Source organism: Paenibacillus sp. EKM10P (assembly GCF_011800655.1).
Classification (GTDB): domain Bacteria; phylum Bacillota; class Bacilli; order Paenibacillales; family Paenibacillaceae; genus Paenibacillus; species Paenibacillus polymyxa.
On the sequence record NZ_JAALET010000018.1, the window covers coordinates 1 to 23,830 of the forward strand.

Below are 23,830 nucleotides of genomic sequence, written 5' to 3' on the forward strand. Positions count from 1 at the left end.
TACACTACCTGTAAAGGCTGCTCATTCCAGCCACTATAAAAATTCGTTCTGAATATTTGATGGCGACCCACCAGCTGGTTGAGGCTTTCGGCAAAAGCCTCCACTTGAAAGTGGCCTTGTAGATCAAATGTCGCCTGCTCAAAGTACGCCCCGGATTGCGGCTCCATGAAGCCGTGGAACAGGATGCCTTTTTGCATAGGGGTTAACGAATAAATGTTTTCCAGTTCTCCCGCAGCAGCCGTCTGCTCTACAATATGATCCAGTTCTACAGCCGTCAGTCCTTGGAAGGACAAGTCGCTTGGGGTCAGCTCCGGCAACTCTTTGGCCACACAGTGAGCCAACACCTCACGCAAGCTCTCCTGCAGCAGATCAGCCAGTTTTTTGATCGATTTTTTCATAAACATTTTATTGCTGTAGCTGATCGTCAGTTCCAGGGCACCGTCCGTGATCATGCCGTTGATATCCAGAGCATACCGCTTGGTCAACGTGTCACTCATGGAAGCTCCGACGGAATAAGGAGACATACGGAATGCATTCTGCTTCAAATCCTGATCGAATTGGCCGAGATAGTTAAAGCTGATTTCCGGCTCGGCCACAAAAGTGGCTTCTTCTGCCCTGTCAGCAAAATATCTCAAAATTCCGTATCCAATCCCTTTATGCGGCAAACGGCGTAGCCCTTCCTTGACGTTCTTGACACGCTGTCCCACATTCCGATCCTCGCCCATATCCAGGACCACTGGGAATTGGCTGGTAAACCAACCGACGGTGCGCGTAATATCCATATCCAGCAAAATGGCTTCCCGTCCATGACCCTCCAGATTCACAAGCACCTGACCGATGCCTGCCCACTCCTGAACGGCCGTACCCAAAGCTGTCAGCAGCAGGTCGTTTGCTTCTGTACTGTAGGCCCGATGGGCTTGTTTCAAAAATTGTTCCGTTTCTTCGACCGTCCACGCTACGGTCAGTGTCCGATCATCGCGAAGCTGTGGTTTGGCCTGAGACTTACGAGTGTAATCCTTAGGCAATGCCTGTTGAACAGCACCAGCTCGCTCCACCTGCTCCCAATATGGCCGTTCCTTCTCCAACGCAGTACTGTTCGCATAAGCTGAAAGCTGATCCGCCCAAAGGCGGAAGGAATCCGTTTTATTCGGTAAGCGGACAGACTCGCCCCGTAAAGCCTGCTCATAGCCGGATGCCAAATCCTCCAGCAAAATACGCCAAGACACGCCGTCGACCACCAAATGGTGGATCGCTACCAACAAATGGTCTCCATCGGTGCAACGGAACAGACCCAGCTTCACTAGCGGTCCTTCAGACAAGTTTATGTTGTGTTGAATTTCAGTTGCTTTCGTTTCAATCTTCGTGCTCAGGATGACTTCATCCGTCAAATCCCTAAAGTCCAGCACGTCCAGATGATACAGCTCGCCTTCCTGTATTCCGCGATTCCACGCTTGGTAGCCTTGCTCGGTCTTCCTGAACACCATCCGCAGTGCATCGTGGTGCTCCGTCAACTGGATTAGCGCTTGATGCAAAGCAGCTTCGTCAAAGCCCTGCTCCCGGTGCAGCATAACCGCCTGATTAAAATGATGCGCGTCCACTTGCTCCTGTTCAAAGAACCAATGATGGATCGGAAGCAATGCCGTTTCCCCGCTCACTTCTCCCTGATCTGCCATACGACTTGTCATAAGTGGTGCCAATGCTGCGATGGTTGGACACCGAAGCAGATCCTTCATATCCAGCTTGTAGCCTGCCTGGAACGCACGGGATACGATTTGAATCGCCTTGATCGAATCGCCGCCCAGGTCAAAGAAATTGTCCAAAATACCGACGGTTGGCACGCCCAAGATGGACTGCCAGATTGCAACGAGTGCCCGTTCTGGCGCGGTATGCGGCGCTTCATAATCCGCTCCGCTTTGCTGGCTGCCTTCCGGTGCTGGTAGGGACTTGCGGTCGATCTTACCGTTCGGTGTCAGCGGCATCTGCTCCAACTGAATGAAATACGACGGCACCATATAGCTCGGTAGCTCCTGCCCCAGCTCACTTCTCAGTTCACTAGCTTCCATGGCTTGATTGGCCACATAGTACGCTACCATTTGTTTTTGGCCCGTTGTTTCGTCCGTACGGGCCACGACGGTCGCTTCTCGTACCGACTCCACCTGCAAAAGCTGTGATTCGATCTCGCCCAGTTCGATCCGGTAGCCCCGGATTTTAACCTGGTGATCCATTCGTCCCAAATATTCAATATTGCCGTCCAGTGTCCATCTGGCCAAATCACCTGTACGATACATCCGTTCATAGCCCGCTTTGCCTCCAGCAAACGGATTTTCCACAAATTTCTCGGCCGTCAGATCTTCGCGATTCCAATACCCACGGGCCAACCCTTCCCCTGCTATACATAATTCTCCCGGTATACCGACTGGCTGCAATTCCCCGCTCGTATTTAGGATATATATTTGGGTGTTCGCGATGGGACGTCCTATATTAATTTCTTGAGCATGAGTTAGTTCCTGTACAGTCGACCAAACTGTCGTTTCTGTAGGTCCGTACATGTTATAAATACGGAGACCATTTATTACTTGCAGCGCTCCCAAAAGCTTGGAAGGAAGGGCTTCACCTCCCACCATGATTTCCTTCACACCCTGTAGCGCGTGGGAACCTGCTTCATGATCCAGCAGCATCTGCAGCCGGGATGGTGTCATTTGCAACATCTCAATATGATGATGGGTAATCAACTCACCCAGTGCCTGAGGGTCCACTTGATGCTGGTGGTCGCCAAGCACAACCGTCATTCCAGTCAGCAGCGGCAAGATGGTTTCCAAAACGAAAATATCGAATGAAATGGTTGTCAGTGACAAAATGGTTTTGCCAGCTTCAAAGTCAATTATTTCACGCATCCCGGTAATAAAGTTGAGTACCGAGCGATGCTGGAGCATAACTCCTTTTGGATTTCCGGTTGATCCAGAGGTATAGATGACGTAGGCCAAATGCTCTGGGCGAGCAATCGCCTGCAGGTTGCTGCTTTCTCCCTGATACAATGCTGCATCCTCAAGAAATATAGCATTGGCATGGCAAGGGTGCTCTTCTGCCAGATCACGACTGGTCAGAAGCACTGCCGCTTTGCTGTCTTCCATCATGTATTCAATACGAGATGACGGAAATTCGGGATCAATCGGCACATAAGCTCCGCCTGCTTTTAGAACGGCCAGCAGACCTACAATCATTTCCACTGAGCGTTGTACCATCAGGCCAACCAGCTTGTCAGGTCCTACTCCCTGTACTTGAAGGATTCGTGCCAATGAATTCGATCGTTCATTCAGTTCCCGATAAGTTAGACTCTGATTTCCAAATACAACCGCTGTCTGATCCGGCGAACGTTCTGCCTGTTCCTCGAATAGCTCATGAATACCCGCATCGTGTGGAAAGGGGACAGCTGTCGCATTAAATACATCCATAATTTGAGTCCGCTCTTCGTCACTCATCAGTGACAACTCCTGAATCCGCTTCTGTGGCCCTTTCACCATATGCTCTACCACACTCACGAATTGGCGAATAATTCGGGCGATCTCCTGCTCGCTGAACAGCTCGGTCCGATAATCCAGTTGCAATACAAGTTTATCGTCATCCAGCATGTCTATCATGGCAATATCGAAGTCGCTCACCGTATCTCCGCAGAAATCAGTATGTACCTGCTGAATGGCTTCATCAAAACGAGAGAAGCTCAGCGTACGGTACTGAATGGTAACGCCAAACAAGCGGCCAATATCCGTGCCGCTTTGCTGTTGACGCAAATCCTGCATGATTTTGTTATACGGATAACGCTGATGCCGCAAAATGGATGCCTGCTCCTTGCCAACACCGTGTAGAAAAGTGAGCAACTCGGATTCCGGCTCAACTTGCAGACGTGTAGCCACAGTGCTGACGAACATGCCCATTGTATTTTTTTCCTTCTTTAACGTGCGGTTAGCATACAATGTACCAACGGTTAAATCTTGTTCACCTGTCGTTTTATGTAAAAAAATATACAATGCGGCCAGGAAAAATGTAAAAATACTGATGTTATGCGCCTCGCAAAAAGCCGTGACACCACGATATAATTCGTGCTCCAGTGTATAAACCTCTCGGCGTGCAGCCGTGCTTATCGTGAGCGGATTATAAGACTTTAAACCTGTAACCTCCGGCAAGTCGGCAAATTTCTCCGTCCAGTACACCTTGTCCTTTTGGTAGCGTTCTGATTGCTCATAGCTTTGCTCCGTCTGAATAAAATCGAGATATGAGTTCGCTGGGACCGGCGTATCTGAACCTGTACCATGTACAATACTCATATAGTTCCCCGTAATTTCATTAATGGCCTGCTCCATGGTAACGCCGTCAGAAATAATATGATGCATCTTGAAACTAAACCAGGTGTCTTCTGCCCCCAGCTGCAAAATAACAAATCGATACAACTGCGAATCCAGTAAGGGGAACGGCTGGGCATTATGATGACTCACCCATAGCTCAGCTTCCTCTGGAGTAACCTGAAGGGTTTCTATGCTTTGAGCAGCAAACGGCTCAACATATTGATAGGGAATGCCGTCCCGAACCGTGATTTTGATACGAAAAGAATCGTTTTGTGCAACCACCCGGTTCATTGCCTCCTGCAATGCATCTATGCGAACCGTTCCCTTGATTTTAACAGTGGTAATAATCGTAGATGTGTTGCGATTGGGATACACAAGCTCCGTGTACCAAATACGTTGCTGTGGCTGGCTTAATGTAAACAATTGAACATTGTGCTGAGTCATACGTATCTCTCCTCGCAAAATAGATATGGGTAAAAGTAACTCTGCTTAAATGACCTCCCTTGGCAAGGAACGGTCATGCGAGCCTTTTCTCCGGTATTAAATTGCCAATAGAAGTCAGTAAAAAGCGACCACTCCTGATATACCATTAAGATCTGAGTGCGCATATTTGTTGTAGCAGTTTGATAATTATGCTTTTGCCGCCACGGCACGCGACGACAATCGTTACCGTTTCTCCTTCTCCTATCAGGAAGCTGGTACCCTTCAGCCCCCGGAGCTTCGAGAAGCTGGTTTTGATCAAAACAAGTACATCTTCTTTTCTTCGCTCACACTTTCGCAGTGCAAGCTTTTTTAGTTGGGCAGACATGGTGAAAAAACTCTGACTCTGGATGTATGAATATGTGCATGGAATGGGGACATTTTTGAATTATGCTGTGAGTGCATCTTGGTGGTGGGTTGTAGAACGGTTGCCGCAATGTTAACAACGTAGTGTGTCGTGATGTGTGCTGTCTGAATCTTAGCTTGAGGGTATTGATGCTATGAGACGCATGAGCTACTGCACCGTGGTTAGGAGCGTAATTCTAGGTTGAAGGGGGCAAAAACTCACGATTGCGCTTATGACTTCCTGATTTTGTACATGGATAAAAAAGCGACGGTCATCGAAAGAGCTAGCGAAGTTTCCACGCTGCTAGGAAACGTTTCGCACTCCTCAAAATCTGTGCACAAACGGGCATAATCATTTGAACTAACCGTGCATTTTACAGTACTTCTTCAGGTGTTTTCTGCATCAAATGAAGCTCTTCGGTGAAAGGTTAATCTGAATAAATAGGATTTGTCTTTGGAATACAGAAGATATGGGACAGATTTACCGGAATGATGCTATGGACAGATAATCTTGCAGTCTTGTTTATACAACTGCCATGATTTTTGGATACAGTCAGTGCTCCCTACAGTGTCTACAAAAGAAAACAGCTTATGTACTTATGAAGCCATTTTAGGCAATGCTCTCATGTCCGGTGAAACAAAATAGCTGGGTCTTCTCAGTCAGATTGGAACACGATTTTCAAAAGCCAAGACACGACCGAGTCGCCATAAAAATTTCTAACATCCTCTTGCTGTCCATAATATAGAAATAAATCCTTATATATCTTCTTTACTCCCAATACTTTCTAGCTATTTTAAATATACAAACTTTAAAACCAATTAACATGGGACATAAGTTCCAAATTGATAGATTTCATAAAATTATTAAACAGCCCATATTATTCTATTATATTTATATCTTTAAATGCAAGAATTGCACTTTTTTATTAAATTGAATACTAAGCATGACAAGTTAATGTGATTTAGAACAAAATTTTTGATTTTATAACCGATAAAATAAAAATGATGTATGCTTGCATGAAACTCCAAACCCCTTGCACCAAAACAAATTTTACATTACATATCATTAACACAAATGTAACAAACCGTTCCCGACACCATCCGACAATTTTCAACTTTTTCAGCGATTATCTTTAACTACCTAAATCATGGTATTTATTTACTCAAGCTGAATTAATTCAAAATTAATAACTCTTCACTTTTTAAATAGATAGTGATTTTTTTAGCTCTTTTGAACTATTTTCCAAGCGGAATTTTCTTTAAATTTTCTCTTGAAATTTCTATTTAAATTAAATATTCTCTCATTTCAGCTATAAATTTTATTTTTTTATTAATAGAAACGTTTTGATTTTTCATTAAAAGTTTAGATTTTTAGAGAATTTATAACTTTTGGACCATTACTTTTGTAAAATGTATTGACCCGAAAACACAAAATAGCAAGTCTCCATGTGGCAGGAAGACTTGCTATTTTTTTAAGTTTTGGCGACTTGACCTTAAATAATGGAGTGAATATTGACACAGTGGAAGTACCGAACATATTTGTCGTGTGATGGATACTTTGTACAAATCGAATCGTTTTTGTGCCAAGCTTGTAATGAAACTACCCCCAAGGCAATTTGTATTCGTGCAGCTCCCGATCCCATTCCCATGTTGATTTATCGCTTCCTAAGCGGCTAACGCAATTTGGTCCAGAATTCCCCACAATAACATTTTTGATTGCTCACAATGATCTATACCTTCTCTGATCAAGGAAGTGGTTTGAATAAACGGTGCATCCCAAAGCTCATGCGACCAATTTGCAAGCATTTGCTGGATACAATCAGTGGTAGATTCCAAATGAAACTGCAAACCTAGAACATGTTCTCCATACGCAAAGGCTTGATTCTCACAAGCTTCGGAGTAAATGAGATGCTGGGCCCCATCAGGCAACGTGAACGTATCTCCATGCCAAGCGAATGAAGTGAATTTTTCGGGAATTTTAGCTAACCATGCATGGTATTCTTGCGTCCTATGGAAGCCATGCCAGCCAATTTCCTTTTCGCGGTTTGGAAATACGGATCCTCCTAAAACCTCCGATATCATCTGAGCCCCTAAACAAATTCCTAGTACTTTTTTCTTCATTTCGATTGCAATTTTTACAAACGCCTTCTCCTCAATAAGCCATGGATGTTCTTTTTCTTGGTAAACACTCATGGGTCCGCCCAAAATCACAAGGAGATCTAATGTTTTAAGCCACTTCTTATCAATACCTTGGGCAGGATCCTGCACGATTAGTTCGTGACCTGCATGTTTGGACCACGAAGCGATTACGGATGGATCGTCAAATGAAAAGTGACGAAATACAACAATCTTCATATACACTCACCCCTCTTGTTGAATAATCATATATTATCTCACTTTTCAGTATTAACAATATGATTATCCCGAATAATGGGATGATAACAAAAAATATAACTATTCCCCATCACTTCCCTGAATAACGAAACAGGAATTGATAAGGCAGATGATGTGCAATGAATAGGTGTTTCTAAGCAAGCCAAACTACCTAACACGTCCTCGATAGCCAAGCTCGTTGGATATGAGGTTAGCATACTTTTTCACCATGTTTGAATACTTTTCGATGTTAACTTCCCCAAATCTTATCGAAGGTCCAGCAACATTCAAGGAACCGATTACGGTGTTCTCGTATGAGAAGATAGGAGCGCCGATTCCTGTGGTTCCCTCCGTTGCCTCGCTTATTGAAATAGCATATCCATTCTGTTTAATCGTCAAAAGTTCTTGTTCGACATCTTTTCGTAAAAATGCTTTTAAAGAAGTAGCCTCACTCCATTCGAAGGAATCCATGATTGTTTTTTGCAGCATTGGGTTCAGGAAAGCCAGAATAACTCGATTAGAGGCTCCTATAAACAATGGCAAACGCAGCCCAATGGGTTCTGATATTTTCAAGACTTGTGGTGAGTCGACAGAATCAATGTAAATTCCTTCTGCATTTTCTCGAACCGATAAATATACAGTCTCCTTTGTTTGTTTCGATATCTCCTCCATAAAAGGTCTTGCGATGGTACGCAACATTAAACTGTCCCACATTAAAAAACCGTACTTCATAATGGACAGACCAAGCTTGTAACGTTTCGTCTTTGTATTTTGGGCCACAAAGCCATGTTCCGCTAATGAGGTAAGCAAGCGATGCACGCTCTGCACCGGCATATTTAACGCTTTGCTTATTTCCGTCACACTCATATCTTTCTCAGTGCCTTGCGGAAGCAGCAAATCCAAAATTTGAACAGCCTTAGAAATTACACCAGACAATCTGTTTTCACTCCTCAACTCCAATTTGGACTCATTATACCAAAAAGGTTAGAGAGGATAACATTACAATTGCGATATCTTACAACTGAGTAGTTTATAAAAAAACGTGTCTGGGTCGCCCTTTGAAGGGGTCATCCAAACACGTTTCATTTTTACCCTGATATGATATTGATGATTCCTATCGTGTTTCCCTAAAATTGTACTTTTCAGGATACATGTTCAAACTGGCTGTTGTATAAATCGGCATAGAATCCGTTTTTACCTAGCAATTCCTCATGATTACCCGTTTCAATAATGTTACCGTCCTTCATAACCAGAATCAGATCGGCGTTCTTAATCGTTGAGAGACGGTGGGCAATCACAAAGGAGGTTTTCCCAACAGTAAGTCGGTCCATCGCTTGTTGAATCAGTAACTCCGTACGCGTATCGACCGAACTTGTGGCCTCGTCCAGAATGAGCATGGGCGCATCTTCAATCATGGCTCTTGCAATGGTAATCAATTGCTTTTGACCGGCAGAGAGATTAGCTTTGTCGTCTAGCACTGTATCATAACCCTGCGGTAAAGTTTTAAGGAAGCTATGCAGACCCACTGCTCTACATGCGGCTTCTACCTGTTCATCGGTAACATGCTCTTTGGAAAAGACGATATTCTCACGAATCGTTCCTTCAAACAGCCATGTATCCTGCAGTACCATGCAGAATAATTTATGAACATTCTCACGTGTTAATTGGCTGATCGGAGTTCCATCAATATAAATTTCCCCTCCGTTCAGCTCATAGAACCGCATGAGCAAATTCACGAGCGTCGTCTTACCGGCACCTGTAGGGCCAACAATGGCAATTTTCTGACCAGCTTCAGCTTTCATAGAGAAATCTTTGATAATCATATGGTCTTCATTATAACCGAAACGGACATGCTTAAATTCGACATCCCCTTTGGCGTTATCCAGCTTCATGGTCTTGTCGCTCTCATCCACCAATTCTTCTTCACCCAGAAATTCGAATACACGTTCACTAGCAGCTGCCGCCGATTGCAAATTGGTTGCAGCCTGCGCCAACTGTGACAAAGGCTGTGTAAACAGACGAATATACACCATAAAGGCCACGATAGTTCCGATCGTTATAACATGTTGGTTCACCAGCAAAGCGCCCACGATACAGACCGCAACATAACCGAAATTCCCGATGAACATCATAACCGGCATCATCAGGCCAGACATGAACTGGGATTTCCATGCATTTGTATACAAGCGGCCATTAATGCCATGAAACACTTCTTTGGCTGCTTTTTCTCCGTTATATACCTTGACTACGTTATGCCCAGCATAGGTTTCTTCGATATGACCGTTGATCTGGCCAAGCTCTGCTTGCTGTGCTACAAAATATTTCTGTGAATGCTTCATAATTACGGTCATCAGTGAAAAACCGATCAGCGTAGCTACAATCCCAGTAATGGTCATGATCCAGTTCGTATATAGCATCATAATCAATGCACCCACAAAGGTTGCCAGTGCGCTGACAAGCGTGCCGAGACTGTTGTTTAACGTTTGTCCAATCGTATCGACATCATTGGTCACACGGCTAAGCACATTACCATAGCTCGTAGCATCAAAATACTTCAAAGGCATATGATTGATTTTTCGGGACAGCTCTGTCCGCATCTTCTTTGTAAGACGCTGTGACACGGTTACCGTAATGAATCCTTGGAAATAATTAAAGATAAGGCCGAGACCATACAAAACTACCAATACAAGAACAATCTTCTGAACAGCATTCACATCAATCCCTGTTACGATTCCTTCCTGGATCAGGTTGGCAATATCGCTGAGCTTATCTGGACCAATCACGTTGAAGACGGAACCGGCCAGCGCCAGCACCATTGAGAGTATGATCATAGGCATATAGGCCTTGATGTAGGATAAGAGCTGGCGAATGTTCTTTTTAAAATCATTCGCTTTTTTACCAGTTCCCATCCCTTCCGTAGGACCTCTACCTATGGGACCTCGCTGTTTCATTTCGATGTGCTTACTGCCGACGGTGTGTTCATTCTTGTCCATGTACGAGTTCCTCCTTCGAAAGCTGCGAATAAGCGATCTCCTGATAGGTGCTGCAATTCGCCATCAGCTCTTTGTGTGTGCCGTTCCCTACAATCTCGCCCTGGTCCAGAACGATAATCCGGTCAGCGTCCTTAATGGTGCCTATGCGCTGAGCAACAATGAGTGTCGTAGCATGGCCGGTTTCTTGTTTAAGCGCCGAGCGCAGAATCCGGTCTGTTCTGTAGTCCAATGCCGAGAAGGAATCATCGAAGATATAAATCTCCGGCTGACGGTAGATGGCACGCGCAATGGACAGACGCTGCTTTTGACCACCGGACACGTTCGCTCCACCTTGTGAAATCCGTCCTTGATACTGACCGTCCATTTTTTCAACAAATTCCGTGCCTTGGGCAATCCCCACGGCTGTTTTGACGAGTTTCTCCGAAGCTTCTGCTCTTCCGTTATCGCCATACGAAACATTGGATGCCACTGTACCGCTGAAAAGTACGGCTCTCTGTGGGACATACCCGATTTTGTTATGGAGTGTCTGCTGCTTATAGTTTCTGACATTCACACCATCCACGAGTACCTCTCCCTCAGTCACATCGTAGAAACGAGAAATCAGATTGATTACGCTGGTTTTACCGCTGCCTGTTGCGCCAATAAAGGCAACCGTCTCGCCTTGTTTTGCCGTAAAGCTAATGTTGCGAAGCACAGGCTCCTCCGCATCCGGATATTTAAAGCTGACATTACGGAATTCCACCTGACCCATAACGCCCTCTTCTCCAGCTGTCTCATGCCCGTCAATGATGCGGGATTCGGTATTCAATACCTCCATAATCCGTTTGGCAGAAATCGAAGCTCGAGGCATCAGGAAGAATATCATACTTACCATCATAAAGGCCATGACCACCTGCACCGCATAAGATGAGAATACGACCATATTAGAGAATAGCGAAATGCGGTCCGGCACGGCCGTTCCGTTAATCAGGTAAGCGCCAATCCAATAGATCGAGACACTCAGACCCGACATAATAAAGGTCATGCCCGGACCAACCATTGTCATTAACCGGTTCGCAAACAGGTTTGTATTCATCAATTCGGTATTGGCCTGCCCAAACTTCTCCTCCTGATACTGATCTGCATTATAAGCACGCACTACGCGAAGCCCCGTCAGATGCTCACGTGTTACCCTGTTCAGATTATCAGTGAGACGTTGGATTTTTTGGAAACTGGGGAGAGCAAAAATAACAATGACACTCAGCATCAGGATCAGGACAGCCACAGCCACTCCTGTAGAGGCGGTCCACTGCCAGTTTTTATCTGCGATCTTTGCAATGGCCCACACGGCCAGAATCGGCGCCTTGATGATCACCTGCAACCCCAGCGCAACCACCGTTTGAATTTGGGTAACATCGTTCGTGGAACGGGTGATAAGGCTGGCTGTTGAAAAGCTGTTCATCTCTTCCATCGAAAAAGATAAGGCCTTGTCAAAGACCATCGCACGCAGGCGCATGGCCAGCCCTGCCGCGACCTTTGCCGCAAAATAGCCGACAATAATAGATGCAATCATACTCCCGACAGCACATAACAGCATATAAATACCAGGAATCAGCAGTTCCGACATCGGCGTTCCTGCAGTTTGCAGCTTGGTTGTAATTTCGGCCATATAATCAGGCAACTTCAAATCCAGCCACACCTGCACAACGATGAAGGCCAAGCTGCAAAGCACGAACATCCATTCATTTTTCTTGAGATATTTGAATATCTTCAGCATTCTGTTGTTCTCCTTTATCTGAAAATCTTAGGTGTTTGGTGCAATTAACGTATCCTGCATACGTCCTCTACATAGGAATTTAGCTTTTAGAGACAATAAGCTTGATGAGTCGGATAAACTCTTTGGCATCCTGTTCGTCCAGCTTTCGAAGGATTTTCTCGCTCCATGCGACTCCTTCGTTATACCTGTCAATCATAAATTGCTTGCCTGAATCCGTAATGAATACAATCACCTTACGTTTGTCGTTGGCATCCGTACGGCGTACAACCAACCCTTTCTTCTCCAAACTTTTCAGCGCCGTTGCTATCCGTCCCGTACTGACGGACAAGTATTCGCTCAAATGGCCCGAAGTAACCCCGTCCTGATGACTCAAAGCAATGAGAATTCCCATTTCACCACGAGAGAAATGCACTCGTTCCTCTAATGCCGGTTTGCGCGATTTGACGATACACTCGAATAGTTCGGTTGCCGATGCTTTATAGTCCATTGCCGTACCACCTTCTGTATTTATCTTATACTGTAAGATAATAATGACATCTGGATATAAAGTCAATTCGGGAAAATATGGAATGGTTGGAGAAGGATAAATTATTCACAATTGCTACAAATAAAAAAAGCTGCGATTTTCGCAGCAATAATTTCTCCTATTTATTATCGACTACTCCAGTGATAGAAAATCTTTGGACAAGAATACCGGCTTGATCAATGGTTTGTTTTACAATTGAAGCAGCAGGTTGGTCGTTGGCTAACCGAAGACGCTGTCCCGCCCAAAGTGACATATACTCGGGGCTGTTCGCTTTTGCAGCCGCCTGACGAATGTCCCGGGTCATCGCGTTTTGAATAGGGTAAGCAGGAATTGTTCTCTTTCAATTATAGAAAAACTGGCGCCGAACGGAATATCGACACCAGTTTTTGACCGTACATCTTTTCCCAATATTGTGGCTTGACTAAGAAAATGCTGAATGAGATTCAACCGATTGATTAAACGATGTTAGAATGATGCTTTTAGGCAAATTATTGATCAGTGCTATTCAACAGATTCAAGCCTCCATTGTTGATTATAATTCGATGTATACCGCCATTGCTGGATAGGAACTCCCTCTGCAGTGGATAGGCCTGTGACATCAGCTGGCTTATTGGAAATGACAGGAGTGATGCGATAGTAACCATCTCCTGTAGAGATAAAAGCAAATTTTTGTTGATCTTGGTCAGTACTAGCAGCCAGTTGGAATTTAGCGCCATGATCAAGAGAGCCATTTGTTACCTCGAGTGAACGTCCACTTTCCACATTCTTGATACTGTATTGACCGCCACCTAGATGCGTAACACTCCATTGCTGATTTGCTTCACCTGTATAGGTTGATTTAATTACACTTGCACCTTCTATCGTATTATCGGTTTCCATGGCCTTGCCATCCAAACGCACAATGAAACGATAAGTACCATCAGAAACATTTCCATCAGGAATGCTTGCCGGATCTCCGCTGCCGGCCGGCCGGGTATAGAGAAGAGTTCCGAAACCAAGTTGGTCAAACGTTGATGGATACTTCAAATTCGGACCACCTTCGGTACCTTCCAAAACCATTCGGGCAGCAATATTGGGTGCAGACAGACCTTTCCGATTGACATAATGGTTGTAGATCATCGCCCAGATGGGACGCATTTCGCTACGTTTGTCAGGCGATATTCCAGATTGAATATTTACCGCACCGTTTCTTCCTGATCCCCATTCATAAGTTGCAAAGGGTACATCCTCGCCATTGTTGTATTTGGCAACATATTCAGCAGCACGCAGGAAACGATTGTCCGCCCATCCATAAAGATCATCTCCCTGATTCCATGCCATTTCAGCAATTGTTGCCATTAAACCAACGCCTAATTGAGTATGCGCTTGGTCCCTTCCAGACTCTTGCCATTGGGCAAGACCATCCGGATGAAGGAATGGGATCGCATTATAAATGGACCCATTTCCTGCACCATTTTTAAAATATTCAACACCGATATCATAAATATCCTGGCGGTCACAGAATATTCCGATGGCAATGGTGGCAGCCATATTACTTAGATCCCAGTTCGCCCAGTAATTCTGTATATATGAATCATTATGACTATTGCCGTATTCATTGCCAATAAGGAATCTCTCGTTCAATGGTTTGTAAAATACAGTAAGAAGCATGTTCTGCATTTGTTCCACATTAAACCCCGGATAATCTCTCATAAGTTCTGCTGCATTAGCCAACTCATACCCATAAATTCCCGCTGCTAAGTAGCGATCAGCATTGCCGGAGATCGTTTTAAGATTAGAAGACCAGGCATTCAAAATATCACGAGCTGTATCTCCATTTGCGGTGTCCCCTGTAATTTTCCAACAAAGTGCATTCTGGTAAGCACGAGCTATATCATTATACAACAGAGCTACATTTTGCTCATTTCCTCCCCGGATAATGATAGAAGTAGCGCGTGGTTTCCATCCAGCCTGTGAAAGTGGGCTGGACTGCAATTGATTCCAACCATCCAAATAGGGTTGTCTGCCTTCATGAATCATCTGCTTCATTCGGTCAAAATCTGCTTTCGTATGTAATAGACCAGGATGAGCAAATCCAGTGGACGCTGCAGCTTTCGACAATGTTTTCTCAGTGAATCCAAATGCACTTATTACTAGGCAAAAAATAATTGATACTAATAGTGTTCTTTTCAACAATTTACATTCTCCTTATATTAGTGTATTTAAAATAAATCCTCTGCTATTTTTTCTCGATCCCTCCTTTATGTAATTCTCCTTTGAGTTGGTATATATACCTGTTTTTTCTGCGCTATTATGTTTATCGGTACTTCGATGTTTGATAATAGTAATATCTTAAAAAATAGTTCTTTTGAACTGTTAGCTGAAGGATTTGAAAGACAAAAGGTTGTTAACACAAAAAAGCCGCCAATTAGGCGACTTCTTAAATGGTACATGCTCATCAATTTTCTTCATTTTTATTTCCAGTTTCATTGTGGTTATTTCGAAGACTAGGGTTGAGGGCAACTTTGTGCAGACGGTAACCAATTGTACTGGTTGTTCATAACCCTCACAAGGATAGAGACTATCAGATGCTTAATGAATGAAAAAAACGATTTAGATGCTCGGCAAACAATTTAGGATAAGGTATTAGTTCTAACATCTCTACGAATGATCCTGGCCACCTATGAGTCAGCAACAGTGGTCGCTCGGATGTCCCTTCACCTCAAACGTGCACAAAGTGTATGTCGAAGCCGTCCACCTGTTCAATAAACTTTGGGAAACGGTTTAGCCATGCTTCCTGTTCACGCCAAGAGATTGGCGGGGAGCTTTTCACTTACGAGAGAAGGCATCTGAAGCTCAGCCCATTAGGGAGAGAATTAATACCTCTAGCAGAAGATCTACTGGCTACTCATGACCAGATTAGAAATATACGAAGCAACCAGGAGGTTAAAGGCGTTGTAAGGGTGGCTGCACCAGAGTCTTTAACGATTTCTAGATTAAGTCCGATTATTAGGGAGTTCTCTTTAAAATATCCTCATGTCAAATTCATCCTTACCAACGGTACATGTGAACAAAACCAGGTTGACTTAATTAGTGGACGTGTAGATGTGGCTTTGATGGTCTACCCGGAAATACATCCGGAAAAATGCATTCATTATTCTTTGGTCAAGGAGAACATTGTCCTGGTGTGCAACAATGACGGTCCAGACCATTTTGATGAATACAAGCGAGAGAACACCAACCATTGTTTTATTACGAATGAAGAAGGCATTTTAGATAAAGACCAAGAACGCTCAATACCTGACTACGGGTATGTATTGGTGGAGATAATAGCATTAGCTTCCCTATTTCAGAACTGTAGTAATTTCAGTTCCACACCAAGGAGACTTAAGAACCATGAAAATTGTAATTTTATATTTCATCTTGGCTTTGTTAGCATTGTCGATGACCATCTTAATCGATTTACTGTCAGGAATGAGCCTATTTGAAGCATTTCACTCTATCCGGGCGGCCTTCGCCAACACAGCCATACCAGAGGTAATTGTCATGGTGTTTTTTCTATTTCTTCCTTTTGTTAATGTCATTACAGCAGCTGTACGGAAAAGGAGTCTGCGGAAATAACTAAGCTCAACGCTTATCGCTTATCGCAATAGCCCTAATCTTTTACGTACCCGGTGGACAACGAACAACAGAATGGGAATGGCCGTGAATAGAACAGACAGGATATAGCGCAAAAAGAATGCTCCCTCTTCCAAATGCCTTGGATAATTCTCCGCACTGATCAGCGAACCAAACAGAACAACAACACCAACAGGAATGGCCAGTCTTCGGGTATCTTGTACTTTGAATAAGTCCGCAGTCACAGCTATGACGGCGTAACAATAAAGGGTCATTTTAAAGAATACTCCTATAATTAAAGTTAAAATAACAAGAGCATCCAACCGTTGGATAAAATTTGCCAGGTTAACCAGTGTTATCGTTGTGTACATGGGAAAGGTACTTCTCTCATATATATTTTTTCCAAGTACTGAAATTTCGATAGCATGTGTAGAACAAAGCAGGATGCCACTTAAAACGATAGCCGCAATCCCTGTTTTTCGGGACTGACAAGATTTTTGCAGATGAGGGAAAATTGTAGTCATGCAGATCAGCTCGCCAAAAGGGAAAGTTAAAATATTGGGAAAAGCCGACCTAAGAGCCTGCTTCCAATCCACAGCATGCAGCGGAAACAGATTTTTAAAATCAACCAGCCCCGCAGCAATCACGACAAAAAAACATATGAAACCCATGAAAAAAATAACTAACAGATAAATTTCTGACGTTCTAAAAAACACTTCAACCCCCTTATTCAGAATATATGTGACAGCAGTGACCATAATGGCATTGATTATGAATACCGGCGTTTGGTCATAGGAAGCAGCGATCAGCAGGTCACCGGATTCGCGCAAGATTCTGGACCCATTAAACACTAAAACAGGAATGTACAGAAAACTCAATGGCCACCCAATAGTTTTACCCAGGATTTTTTGGGTATATCCGCTGATGATCAGATTAGGATATTGACAGTACAAATCATGAAATATCAGATACAAGAGCACTCCCCCAGGCAAAGCTAGAAGGATCGATAACCATATAGTATGTCCAGTTTCAAGTCCAATGGGAATCACAATGGCTGTTCCTAATTCAAATAAAATAATCATGGCAAACAATTGATTTGTACCAATAACTTCTTTTTTCATCACTTCTGCTCCGCTTCCTTTTAGTTAAATTGGTCCTTATTCATGTACGGCTTTAACCTCATTCCTGTCCCTCGGATATAAGCCTCTACACGAATGTCCAGCTTGCCTTGGGCAAACAAGGAGTCCCACTGCTCTTTTACTGCTTCCCACTCCTTCGGACGGAGACGTTTCAGTTCATTGCCAAAACCAAAAATGTCACTTTTTAACCGCTGAGCTGCTTGTATGGACTGGATTACTTCTTCTTTCGTATGCTTGGCCAATTGCTCTTCCAACTTCATGATCTCATCCGCACTACTGAAGTCTACAAATCCCCGTGTTTCGTTCACTTTTCCTTCCTCTTGAATGTGAACATGAAAAACGGGTATCCCCTCCTGAAGCTCCACGTTTATATCCGTTTTGGAATAATTTATATGGACTGCGACCGATGCTTCCATATTTTCTGTATCAATGTTGACTATGGTTTGATCTATCTTGTTCTGAACCCATAATGTACCCTTGGCCTCGGAGCCTTCCAGCCACGCTGTTAGTTTCCCTTTTTTGAACACTCCAAGCCCATTTATTGAGAGAATAGCCTTCACTTCCGTCTGTTCCAAACTTGCTTTCTTCTTGCCTTCTTCCCTGTCTCCGATAATTCGGATGCCACTAATAGCCACTTCTCCTTCCCCAGTGATTTCATTAATTAATTCAAAAATATTGATATTCTTGTTTTCTCCCCATATTTTCGCCGTGTTTTTAGCTTTCTTGACCATGCCTATCGCAGGCAGACTCTCTATAGGTAGCAGGATTTTCAGAACAGCATTAGCATCAACACCTCTTGAAACCAGAACAGTAGAGTTCAACCTAAGCTCGTGAGACCTTTCAAACACATCAAAAATCTCATTTATTCCACTTCTAGCGAACGCTTCCCCGATAACAACAAGCTGCGTGTGAGCAAAAAACAACTGTCTTGCTGTCTTTTTTGATGTTTTGCGAAATGCGCCAAATAAAGTCCTGTCCGTCGTAGAATAGACCGTAGTGGTAGATTGTCCTGTATTTGCGCCCGTACTTGTGGCCGTCGACGAAGGATTCACAATTTGAAAAGTGACCTCATATTCCTCTTTATCTGGGGCTTTATCGATTCCAATGCCGGTTACGATCGCCAGTTCATTTAGTTCCCGTCTGTTCCAGCAACTTGTCAGCAGCATAATTATAAGGATACAAAGTATGATTCGCAGCAGCCCTTTATCCTTCATTCGGCTTGCCCCCCTCTTTACCTAATACGTTTATTGTGCTTTTTCTGACTGATTAAGCGCGGTCGGGTCTTCATGAATTGGAAGGGTAATCGGAAGAAGGCATCATGCTGATTCTGGGCTATAAACGGACCCATAGGAGACATATATGGAACCCCCAAGGAGCTTAGACTACACATATGCGCAATCATTATAAAGCTAAATACACACACGCCGTAGAGCCCCATAAATGCCGCTATGAACATAATGACGAATCGAAGAATTCGCACCGAAAGAGCCATGTTGAACGCCGGGGTGGCAAGACTGGAAATACCTGTGAGAGAGACAGCGATGACTATGGCTGGAGTAACAATGCCTGCCTGCACCGCTGCCTGCCCAATTACCAACCCTCCGATAATCGATACTGTCTGTCCAATTGGGCTAGGCATTCGAACGCCAGCTTCACGGATAATCTCAAACGTCACTTCAAGCAGGAGTATCTCAATAAAAGTAGGGAAGGGTACATTTTCTCTCTGGGAGGCCAGATTAATCAACAGCGGGGTCGGGATCATTTCCTGATGAAAGTTCAGAGCTGCCACAAACAGACCGGGGCCTAACAAAGAAATCGCCAGACACATAAATCTCAATAACCGGATCAAGGATGAGATGTCATATCGCTGGTAGTAATCTTCAACTGCATGAAAAAACATAAAAAAGGTAGTAGGCGCAATCAGCACGAAGGGCGTTCCATCAACAAAAATGGCAATTCGCCCCTCCAGCAGATTACCTGCTACACTGTCCGGACGCTCGGTATTATAGAGTGTTGGAAAAGGTGAATATTTGTTTTCTTCAATTAGCTGCTCTATGTACCCTGATTCCAAAATGGAATCGATATGGATACCCTGTAACTTTTGCTTTAGGTTCTGTATCGTCGATTCTTTTGCGATGCCGTTTATGTACATGATAGCCACATCGGTTTGGGTAACAGCACCGATTTTCATCGTTTCAATCCATAGATTGACGTTTTTTATTCTCCGGCGGACCAGGGAGAGATTTGTCCCAATGGATTCCGTAAAACTTTCTTTGGAACCGCGGATGGCTACCTGGGTAGAAGCCTCTGTGACCGCTCTGACCTCGCCCCCGCTGGTGTTCCCGCTAATTGCTTTGGCCAGTCCATCCACTAGAATTATCGTATTTCCAGATAAAAGGGCTTCAAAAAGCTCCTTCCAGTCATTAAGTACTTTTTCTTCACCGATACTCAAGGCTTTGTCTTTCATAAATTGATAAATTCCGCTTACCGATTTGACTTCCGGACCTCCCCAGTTGGGAGTGTCAAAGGCCATAATGTGCGTAATAAACTCATCGACGATGTTTTTATCATTTAAACCGTTAAAATATACAGCTGCCACCTCTATATGTGAAGTTACCAGCTCAAATTTACGAATAATAATATCAGGGCTGTTTCCAAGCCGGGACCTGATTTCCTTCAAGTTGTTTGCTAAATTCATGGAGATCAAGGGGTCTTCATTACTGGGCATCATCTACACCTCCTGCCCATACTATTTGCTGTCCAAACCTGTTTTATGCAGTATATGGGAATTTTATTATCGGTAATCAGGCCGCTGCTAGATTTTTACTCCTGTATGCCAAAAAGATTACAGTATGTTCACCTTTAATACTCTGAAATATGCTGAAAGAAAAAGAGAGTAGCTGAGAACAAAAATCAAAACTTGTATCGTTACCGTACTTCCTCACCCTCAACATTACAAAAATTGACATTTCGGATGAAAATAAGTAGTATAATTAGAAAGATTTATATAAAAAAAGGAACCCTTTCCTCATTCCCCTCTATTCAAATTCCTATTTCTATCTATCCTATTTTAAGGAGTGAAAATGCTATGCGCGCACGAATGGTAAAAGCGAATACAAGGAATGTAATCGGTAGCTATTGCAAATGGATCGCGGCTGGGATGATTGTAACTCTCACGGGATGCTCGCTTGCATCCGCCGCTCCTTCACCCTCACTCTCATCCCCAAGTAAAACTAGTGAATCTGCCTCCTCCCTGGTTACATTTCAATTGCAAGAGGCTACGATTGCTCAGATGCAGGACGCGATGAAGTCAGGAGCACTGTCGAGTGTCGAGCTCACAGCCATGTACCTCAACCGGGTATACGCCTATGATTCTAGTGGCATTCGGCTGAATTCAATCCCTGTTCTAAATCCCGATGTGCTAAAAGAAGCTGCTCAGGTTGATCAGCTAAGGGCACAGGGTATTAATACCGGGCCTCTGCAAGGCATCCCCTACACAGTTAAAGACAGTTACAAGGTTAAAGGACTCACTGTTGCTTCTGGATCTCCGGCTTTTAAAAACCTGATGGCAAAAGATGATGCCTTTACTGTAGAGAAGATACGCAAATCCGGTGGAGTGCTAATTGGTAAAACCAACATGCCGCCAATGGCAGCAGGAGGAATGCAAAGAGGCGTTTATGGCCGTGCTGAAAGTCCGTACAATCCAAATTATTTGGCTGCAGCCTGGTACTCTGGCTCCTCTAACGGATCTGGCGTGTCAACAGCCGCCAACCTTGCTGCCTTTGGTATGGGGGAAGAAACAGTATCTTCTGGAAGATCACCAGCATCTAACAATGGTTTAATTGCCTACACGCCATCACGGGGCTTAATCTCCATTCGGGGGAATTGGCCGCTTTTTCCTATACGGGATGTCGTGGTCCCACATACGAGGACTGTCGAGGACATGCTCCGCTTGCTTGACGTGATTGTTGTAGAGGATAAAATCACAAAAGGTGATTTCTGGCGAGAACAGAAAGCCGTTCGCCTCCCTTCTGTCAACAGTGTTCGTCCCAATTCCTATCTAGAGCTGCGGGATACTCAAGCTTTGAAAGGCAAACGAATCGGTGTTCCGAAAATCTATATCGGTAAGGACCATGAAACCACAACTCCGATTAAATTCAGACCTTCAATACAAGCATTATGGGAAAAAGCTGTAAAGGATTTAACAGCTCTTGGAGCTGAAGTTGTGGAAGTTGACTTCCCTTTGCAAGTGAACAGCGAGAAGGACCGACCAACAGCGAAAACACCTGAAGAACGTGGTTTGATGCCGGCAAAATGGAGTGAAAAGGAATTCGGGCTGCTTAATCCTTATGCAGCTGAGGAATTCCTTAAAAGTGTGGGCGATCCGAATTTCCCGTCATGGGCTAATATTGACCCTGCAACTGTCTTCCCGAATCCGCCCGGTTCGGTAGATGCCAAACGTGGCAGAGACCTTGGTCACTATGACGTATTCATTGAAACCATAAAGAAAGGCGTCACCCCTTTCGAACAAATTCCTCAGTTTCATGAAGGGTTGCGGGGGCTGGAAAATGTACGAAAGATAGATTTTGAAAATTGGATGAAGCAAAACAACCTTGATTTTATTGCTTTCCCGGCCAATTCGAATATTGGCAAGGCTGATTCTGATGTGAATGAAACGTCTTATGAGGAGGCTTGGGAGAATGGCAACTATTTCTCCAATACGAATTTCCTTCTACGCGAGTACGGGATCCCAAGTGTGTCTGTGAGTATGGGCGCAATGAAGGATACGGGTATGCCCGTCAATCTGACGATGGCAGGTGCCGCATATAGCGATAATGACCTGCTTCGATACGCTTATTCCTATGAGCAGGCAACCAAAAACCGTCCTATTGCAACACGCACACCAGCGCTTGAGGATGAAACCTTTTCCTATAACCCGCAAACTGCTCTTCCACCCTCTAAACGCAAGGAAACAGGAGCCCCTGCACTTAAGTTGAATGCTTCGGTCAAAGACGATGTTCTCGCTTTGGAAGGTTCAGTCACAGATCAAAGCGAAATCGCGCAGCTCAAAGTTTATGTCAATGGCATGCGTGTCGCTATTACAGAAGATAAAGCTAATTGGTCAGCAGCGCTCCCAACTACTAAATTCAAGCAGGGAGGCGCCTCCCAAGCTGATACACTGCATATTCTCGTGCTGGCGAAGGATATTTACGGAAATACCGCAGCTCAAATCAAGTCTGTCACTTTACCCCAATGACGAAGGACATCATGGTCTTAGCAACGGGATCATTGAGCTGGGCAGGCTGGAGGTTGGTCAGATGAAGCTGTAACTTCCAGCTCTTTGAATTAAATATTTAAATTAGCAAACTCCCTCGCTGCTTTCGCAGTATAGGGAGTTTTTCTTCAAATCCCATCATTATTCAGCTTGCCTGCTTCAGTCCAACCGCTGAACTTAGTACTATCGCAATGAATAAAATTCTCGTGGTATTACGTGATTCACCATAAAGGATCATATCCAGTATGGCCCCGACCAAAGCTCCAATACCAGTTTTTGATAACGCTGTAAATGTAGTGCGGAACTAAAGCAGCAATGAAAAAAAGCCTGAGATCATACTGCATACAGCAGTTTTTCTCCCAGGCTCTTATCCCTCCGTGACACAGTACAACGACTGTGAGTTTTCTCTTGGACCAGCCGATATGACATCGCGGAACCCTAGAAAATCTTTTTAAATTCAATTATAGTATAAATGTTTTGGTCATTATGAAATCAATCTGTTCTTCATCCCCCATATAAAAAGAGTGTGCACCCGTTTGAACAAACCCCATTTTCTCATAAAAAGCAATGGCATTTTCATTTTTTTCCCATACACCGAGCCAAACCTTCTTTTTATGATGTCCCAGTGCAATTTCGATAGCTTTATTTAACAGATGCTTACCCAGCCCATGTTTTTGAAATTTGTTTTTAATATAAATCCTCTCCACTTCGAGTGACTCATCACCCATTTTTTCGGATTGGGCATCATTTATATTGATCTTCAAATATCCGGCAAGCTCTTCATTGAAATAGATGAAAAAGATTTCTGAAGAGACATTAGCCAATTCCTTATCCAGCTGTTTCAAGTTAAATGCTCTTTCCAGATAGGCTTGCATATTTTCAGGTGAATTTTGATCTTTAAAAGTATCGTTGAATGTTTCAATGCTTATTTCTTGGAGTATTTGTACATCTTCACAGCTGCATTTGATCATTTTCACATTCATTATAACTATATCGCTCCTTCATA

At 43.9% G+C, this 23,830-nt stretch carries 14 protein-coding genes, 3 pseudogenes and 1 riboswitch; of the genes and pseudogenes, 3 read left to right on the plus strand and 14 right to left on the minus strand.

All coding sequences use genetic code 11. The features are described from left to right. From HFE01_RS24345 to HFE01_RS27795, 9 genes and pseudogenes are all read right to left on the minus strand, one after another. Positions 1-4,784: non-ribosomal peptide synthetase (locus HFE01_RS24345; protein ID WP_167442874.1), on the minus strand; the 4,784-nt coding region annotated here is incomplete at its 3' end. A gap of 2,046 nt (positions 4,785-6,830) precedes the next feature. Then, a complete protein-coding gene (locus HFE01_RS24350) occupies positions 6,831-7,520 on the minus strand; it encodes a type 1 glutamine amidotransferase (RefSeq protein WP_019687275.1) in 690 nt (229 codons plus the stop codon). Positions 7,521-7,706: 186 nt separating this feature from the next. Next, positions 7,707-8,474, minus strand: a complete 768-nt coding sequence (locus HFE01_RS24355) for an IclR family transcriptional regulator (protein WP_016818807.1) — start codon at positions 8,472-8,474, stop codon at positions 7,707-7,709. A gap of 206 nt (positions 8,475-8,680) precedes the next feature. Further along, positions 8,681-10,531, minus strand: a complete 1,851-nt coding sequence (locus tag HFE01_RS24360) for an ABC transporter ATP-binding protein (RefSeq protein ID WP_019687274.1) — start codon at positions 10,529-10,531, stop codon at positions 8,681-8,683. Continuing rightward, on the minus strand, positions 10,518-12,287 hold the full coding sequence (locus HFE01_RS24365) for an ABC transporter ATP-binding protein (RefSeq protein ID WP_090891471.1): 1,770 nt from the start codon (positions 12,285-12,287) through the stop codon (positions 10,518-10,520). The genes HFE01_RS24360 and HFE01_RS24365 overlap by 14 nt, the downstream gene beginning before the upstream one ends. Positions 12,288-12,366: 79 nt before the next feature. Further along, positions 12,367-12,774, minus strand: coding sequence for a MarR family winged helix-turn-helix transcriptional regulator (locus tag HFE01_RS24370; protein ID WP_045245283.1), 408 nt, complete (start codon positions 12,772-12,774; stop codon positions 12,367-12,369). A gap of 157 nt (positions 12,775-12,931) precedes the next feature. Further along, a pseudogene (locus HFE01_RS24375) lies at positions 12,932-13,147 on the minus strand (nitronate monooxygenase); the annotation flags it as partial. Positions 13,148-13,314: 167 nt separating this feature from the next. Next, on the minus strand, positions 13,315-14,985 hold the full coding sequence (locus HFE01_RS24380) for an RICIN domain-containing protein (RefSeq protein WP_243208250.1): 1,671 nt from the start codon (positions 14,983-14,985) through the stop codon (positions 13,315-13,317). A gap of 529 nt (positions 14,986-15,514) precedes the next feature. Further along, positions 15,515-15,565: pseudogene (locus tag HFE01_RS27795) on the minus strand (hypothetical protein); the annotation flags it as partial. Here HFE01_RS27795 and HFE01_RS24385 point away from each other — a divergent pair. Further along, the gene (locus tag HFE01_RS24385; protein ID WP_250264500.1) at positions 15,558-16,280 is read left to right on the plus strand and encodes a LysR family transcriptional regulator; all 723 of its coding nucleotides are present in this window, start codon (positions 15,558-15,560) and stop codon (positions 16,278-16,280) included. The pseudogene HFE01_RS27795 and the gene HFE01_RS24385 sit on opposite strands and share 8 nt — an antisense overlap. Then, positions 16,237-16,413: a YczF family membrane protein gene (locus tag HFE01_RS27800; protein WP_464621282.1), complete on the plus strand. Its 177-nt coding sequence runs from the start codon at positions 16,237-16,239 to the stop codon at positions 16,411-16,413. Before HFE01_RS24385 ends, HFE01_RS27800 begins: the two co-directional genes overlap by 44 nt. A 20-nt stretch (positions 16,414-16,433) precedes the next feature. Here the strand turns inward: HFE01_RS27800 and HFE01_RS24390 are convergent, their stop codons facing one another. The 3 genes from HFE01_RS24390 to HFE01_RS24400 are packed head-to-tail and all read right to left on the minus strand — an operon-like array spanning position 16,434 to position 20,277. Beyond that, entirely contained in the window at positions 16,434-17,531 is a 1,098-nt protein-coding gene (locus tag HFE01_RS24390; RefSeq protein ID WP_016818800.1) for a GerAB/ArcD/ProY family transporter, read from the minus strand. Between the two features lie 20 nt (positions 17,532-17,551). Further along, the gene (locus HFE01_RS24395; RefSeq protein WP_017426908.1) at positions 17,552-18,763 is read right to left on the minus strand and encodes a Ger(x)C family spore germination protein; all 1,212 of its coding nucleotides are present in this window, start codon (positions 18,761-18,763) and stop codon (positions 17,552-17,554) included. Between the two features lie 17 nt (positions 18,764-18,780). Beyond that, positions 18,781-20,277 carry a spore germination protein gene (locus HFE01_RS24400; protein WP_016818798.1) on the minus strand — a complete coding sequence of 499 codons (1,497 nt, stop codon included), beginning with the start codon at positions 20,275-20,277 and terminating at the stop codon, positions 18,781-18,783. Between the two features lie 360 nt (positions 20,278-20,637). Here HFE01_RS24400 and HFE01_RS24405 point away from each other — a divergent pair, with 360 nt between their 5' ends. Beyond that, positions 20,638-22,806, plus strand: a complete 2,169-nt coding sequence (locus HFE01_RS24405; RefSeq protein ID WP_167438735.1) for an amidase — start codon at positions 20,638-20,640, stop codon at positions 22,804-22,806. Positions 22,807-22,969: 163 nt separating this feature from the next. On the opposite strand, the pseudogene HFE01_RS27445 reads toward HFE01_RS24405, so the two are convergent. Both HFE01_RS27445 and paiA read right to left on the minus strand, forming a co-directional pair. Continuing rightward, positions 22,970-23,098, minus strand: a pseudogene (locus HFE01_RS27445) (DMT family transporter); the annotation flags it as partial. An 80-nt stretch (positions 23,099-23,178) separates the two neighbouring features. Then, positions 23,179-23,277, minus strand: a riboswitch (guanidine-I (ykkC/yxkD leader). An 8-nt stretch (positions 23,278-23,285) separates the two neighbouring features. Next, a complete protein-coding gene (gene paiA / locus HFE01_RS24410) occupies positions 23,286-23,807 on the minus strand; it encodes a spermidine/spermine N(1)-acetyltransferase (protein ID WP_107735195.1) in 522 nt (173 codons plus the stop codon). Between the last annotated feature and the right edge of the window lie 23 nt (positions 23,808-23,830).

What these genes read in the sequence shown, in the direction of transcription:
- HFE01_RS24350 (WP_019687275.1), bottom strand. Translation starts at nt 7,520, where the DNA reads ATGAAGATTGTTGTATTTCGTCACTTTTCATTTGACGATCCATCCGTA.
- HFE01_RS24360 (WP_019687274.1), bottom strand. Translation starts at nt 10,531, where the DNA reads ATGGACAAGAATGAACACACCGTCGGCAGTAAGCACATCGAAATGAAA.
- HFE01_RS24395 (WP_017426908.1), bottom strand. Translation starts at nt 18,763, where the DNA reads ATGAAGGATAAAGGGCTGCTGCGAATCATACTTTGTATCCTTATAATT.
- HFE01_RS24390 (WP_016818800.1), bottom strand. Translation starts at nt 17,531, where the DNA reads ATGAAAAAAGAAGTTATTGGTACAAATCAATTGTTTGCCATGATTATT.
- HFE01_RS27800 (WP_464621282.1), top strand. Translation starts at nt 16,237, where the DNA reads ATGACCATCTTAATCGATTTACTGTCAGGAATGAGCCTATTTGAAGCA.
- HFE01_RS24405 (WP_167438735.1), top strand. Translation starts at nt 20,638, where the DNA reads ATGCGCGCACGAATGGTAAAAGCGAATACAAGGAATGTAATCGGTAGC.
- HFE01_RS24365 (WP_090891471.1), bottom strand. Translation starts at nt 12,287, where the DNA reads ATGCTGAAGATATTCAAATATCTCAAGAAAAATGAATGGATGTTCGTG.
- HFE01_RS24370 (WP_045245283.1), bottom strand. Translation starts at nt 12,774, where the DNA reads ATGGACTATAAAGCATCGGCAACCGAACTATTCGAGTGTATCGTCAAA.
- HFE01_RS24400 (WP_016818798.1), bottom strand. Translation starts at nt 20,277, where the DNA reads ATGCCCAGTAATGAAGACCCCTTGATCTCCATGAATTTAGCAAACAAC.
- paiA (WP_107735195.1), bottom strand. Translation starts at nt 23,807, where the DNA reads ATGAATGTGAAAATGATCAAATGCAGCTGTGAAGATGTACAAATACTC.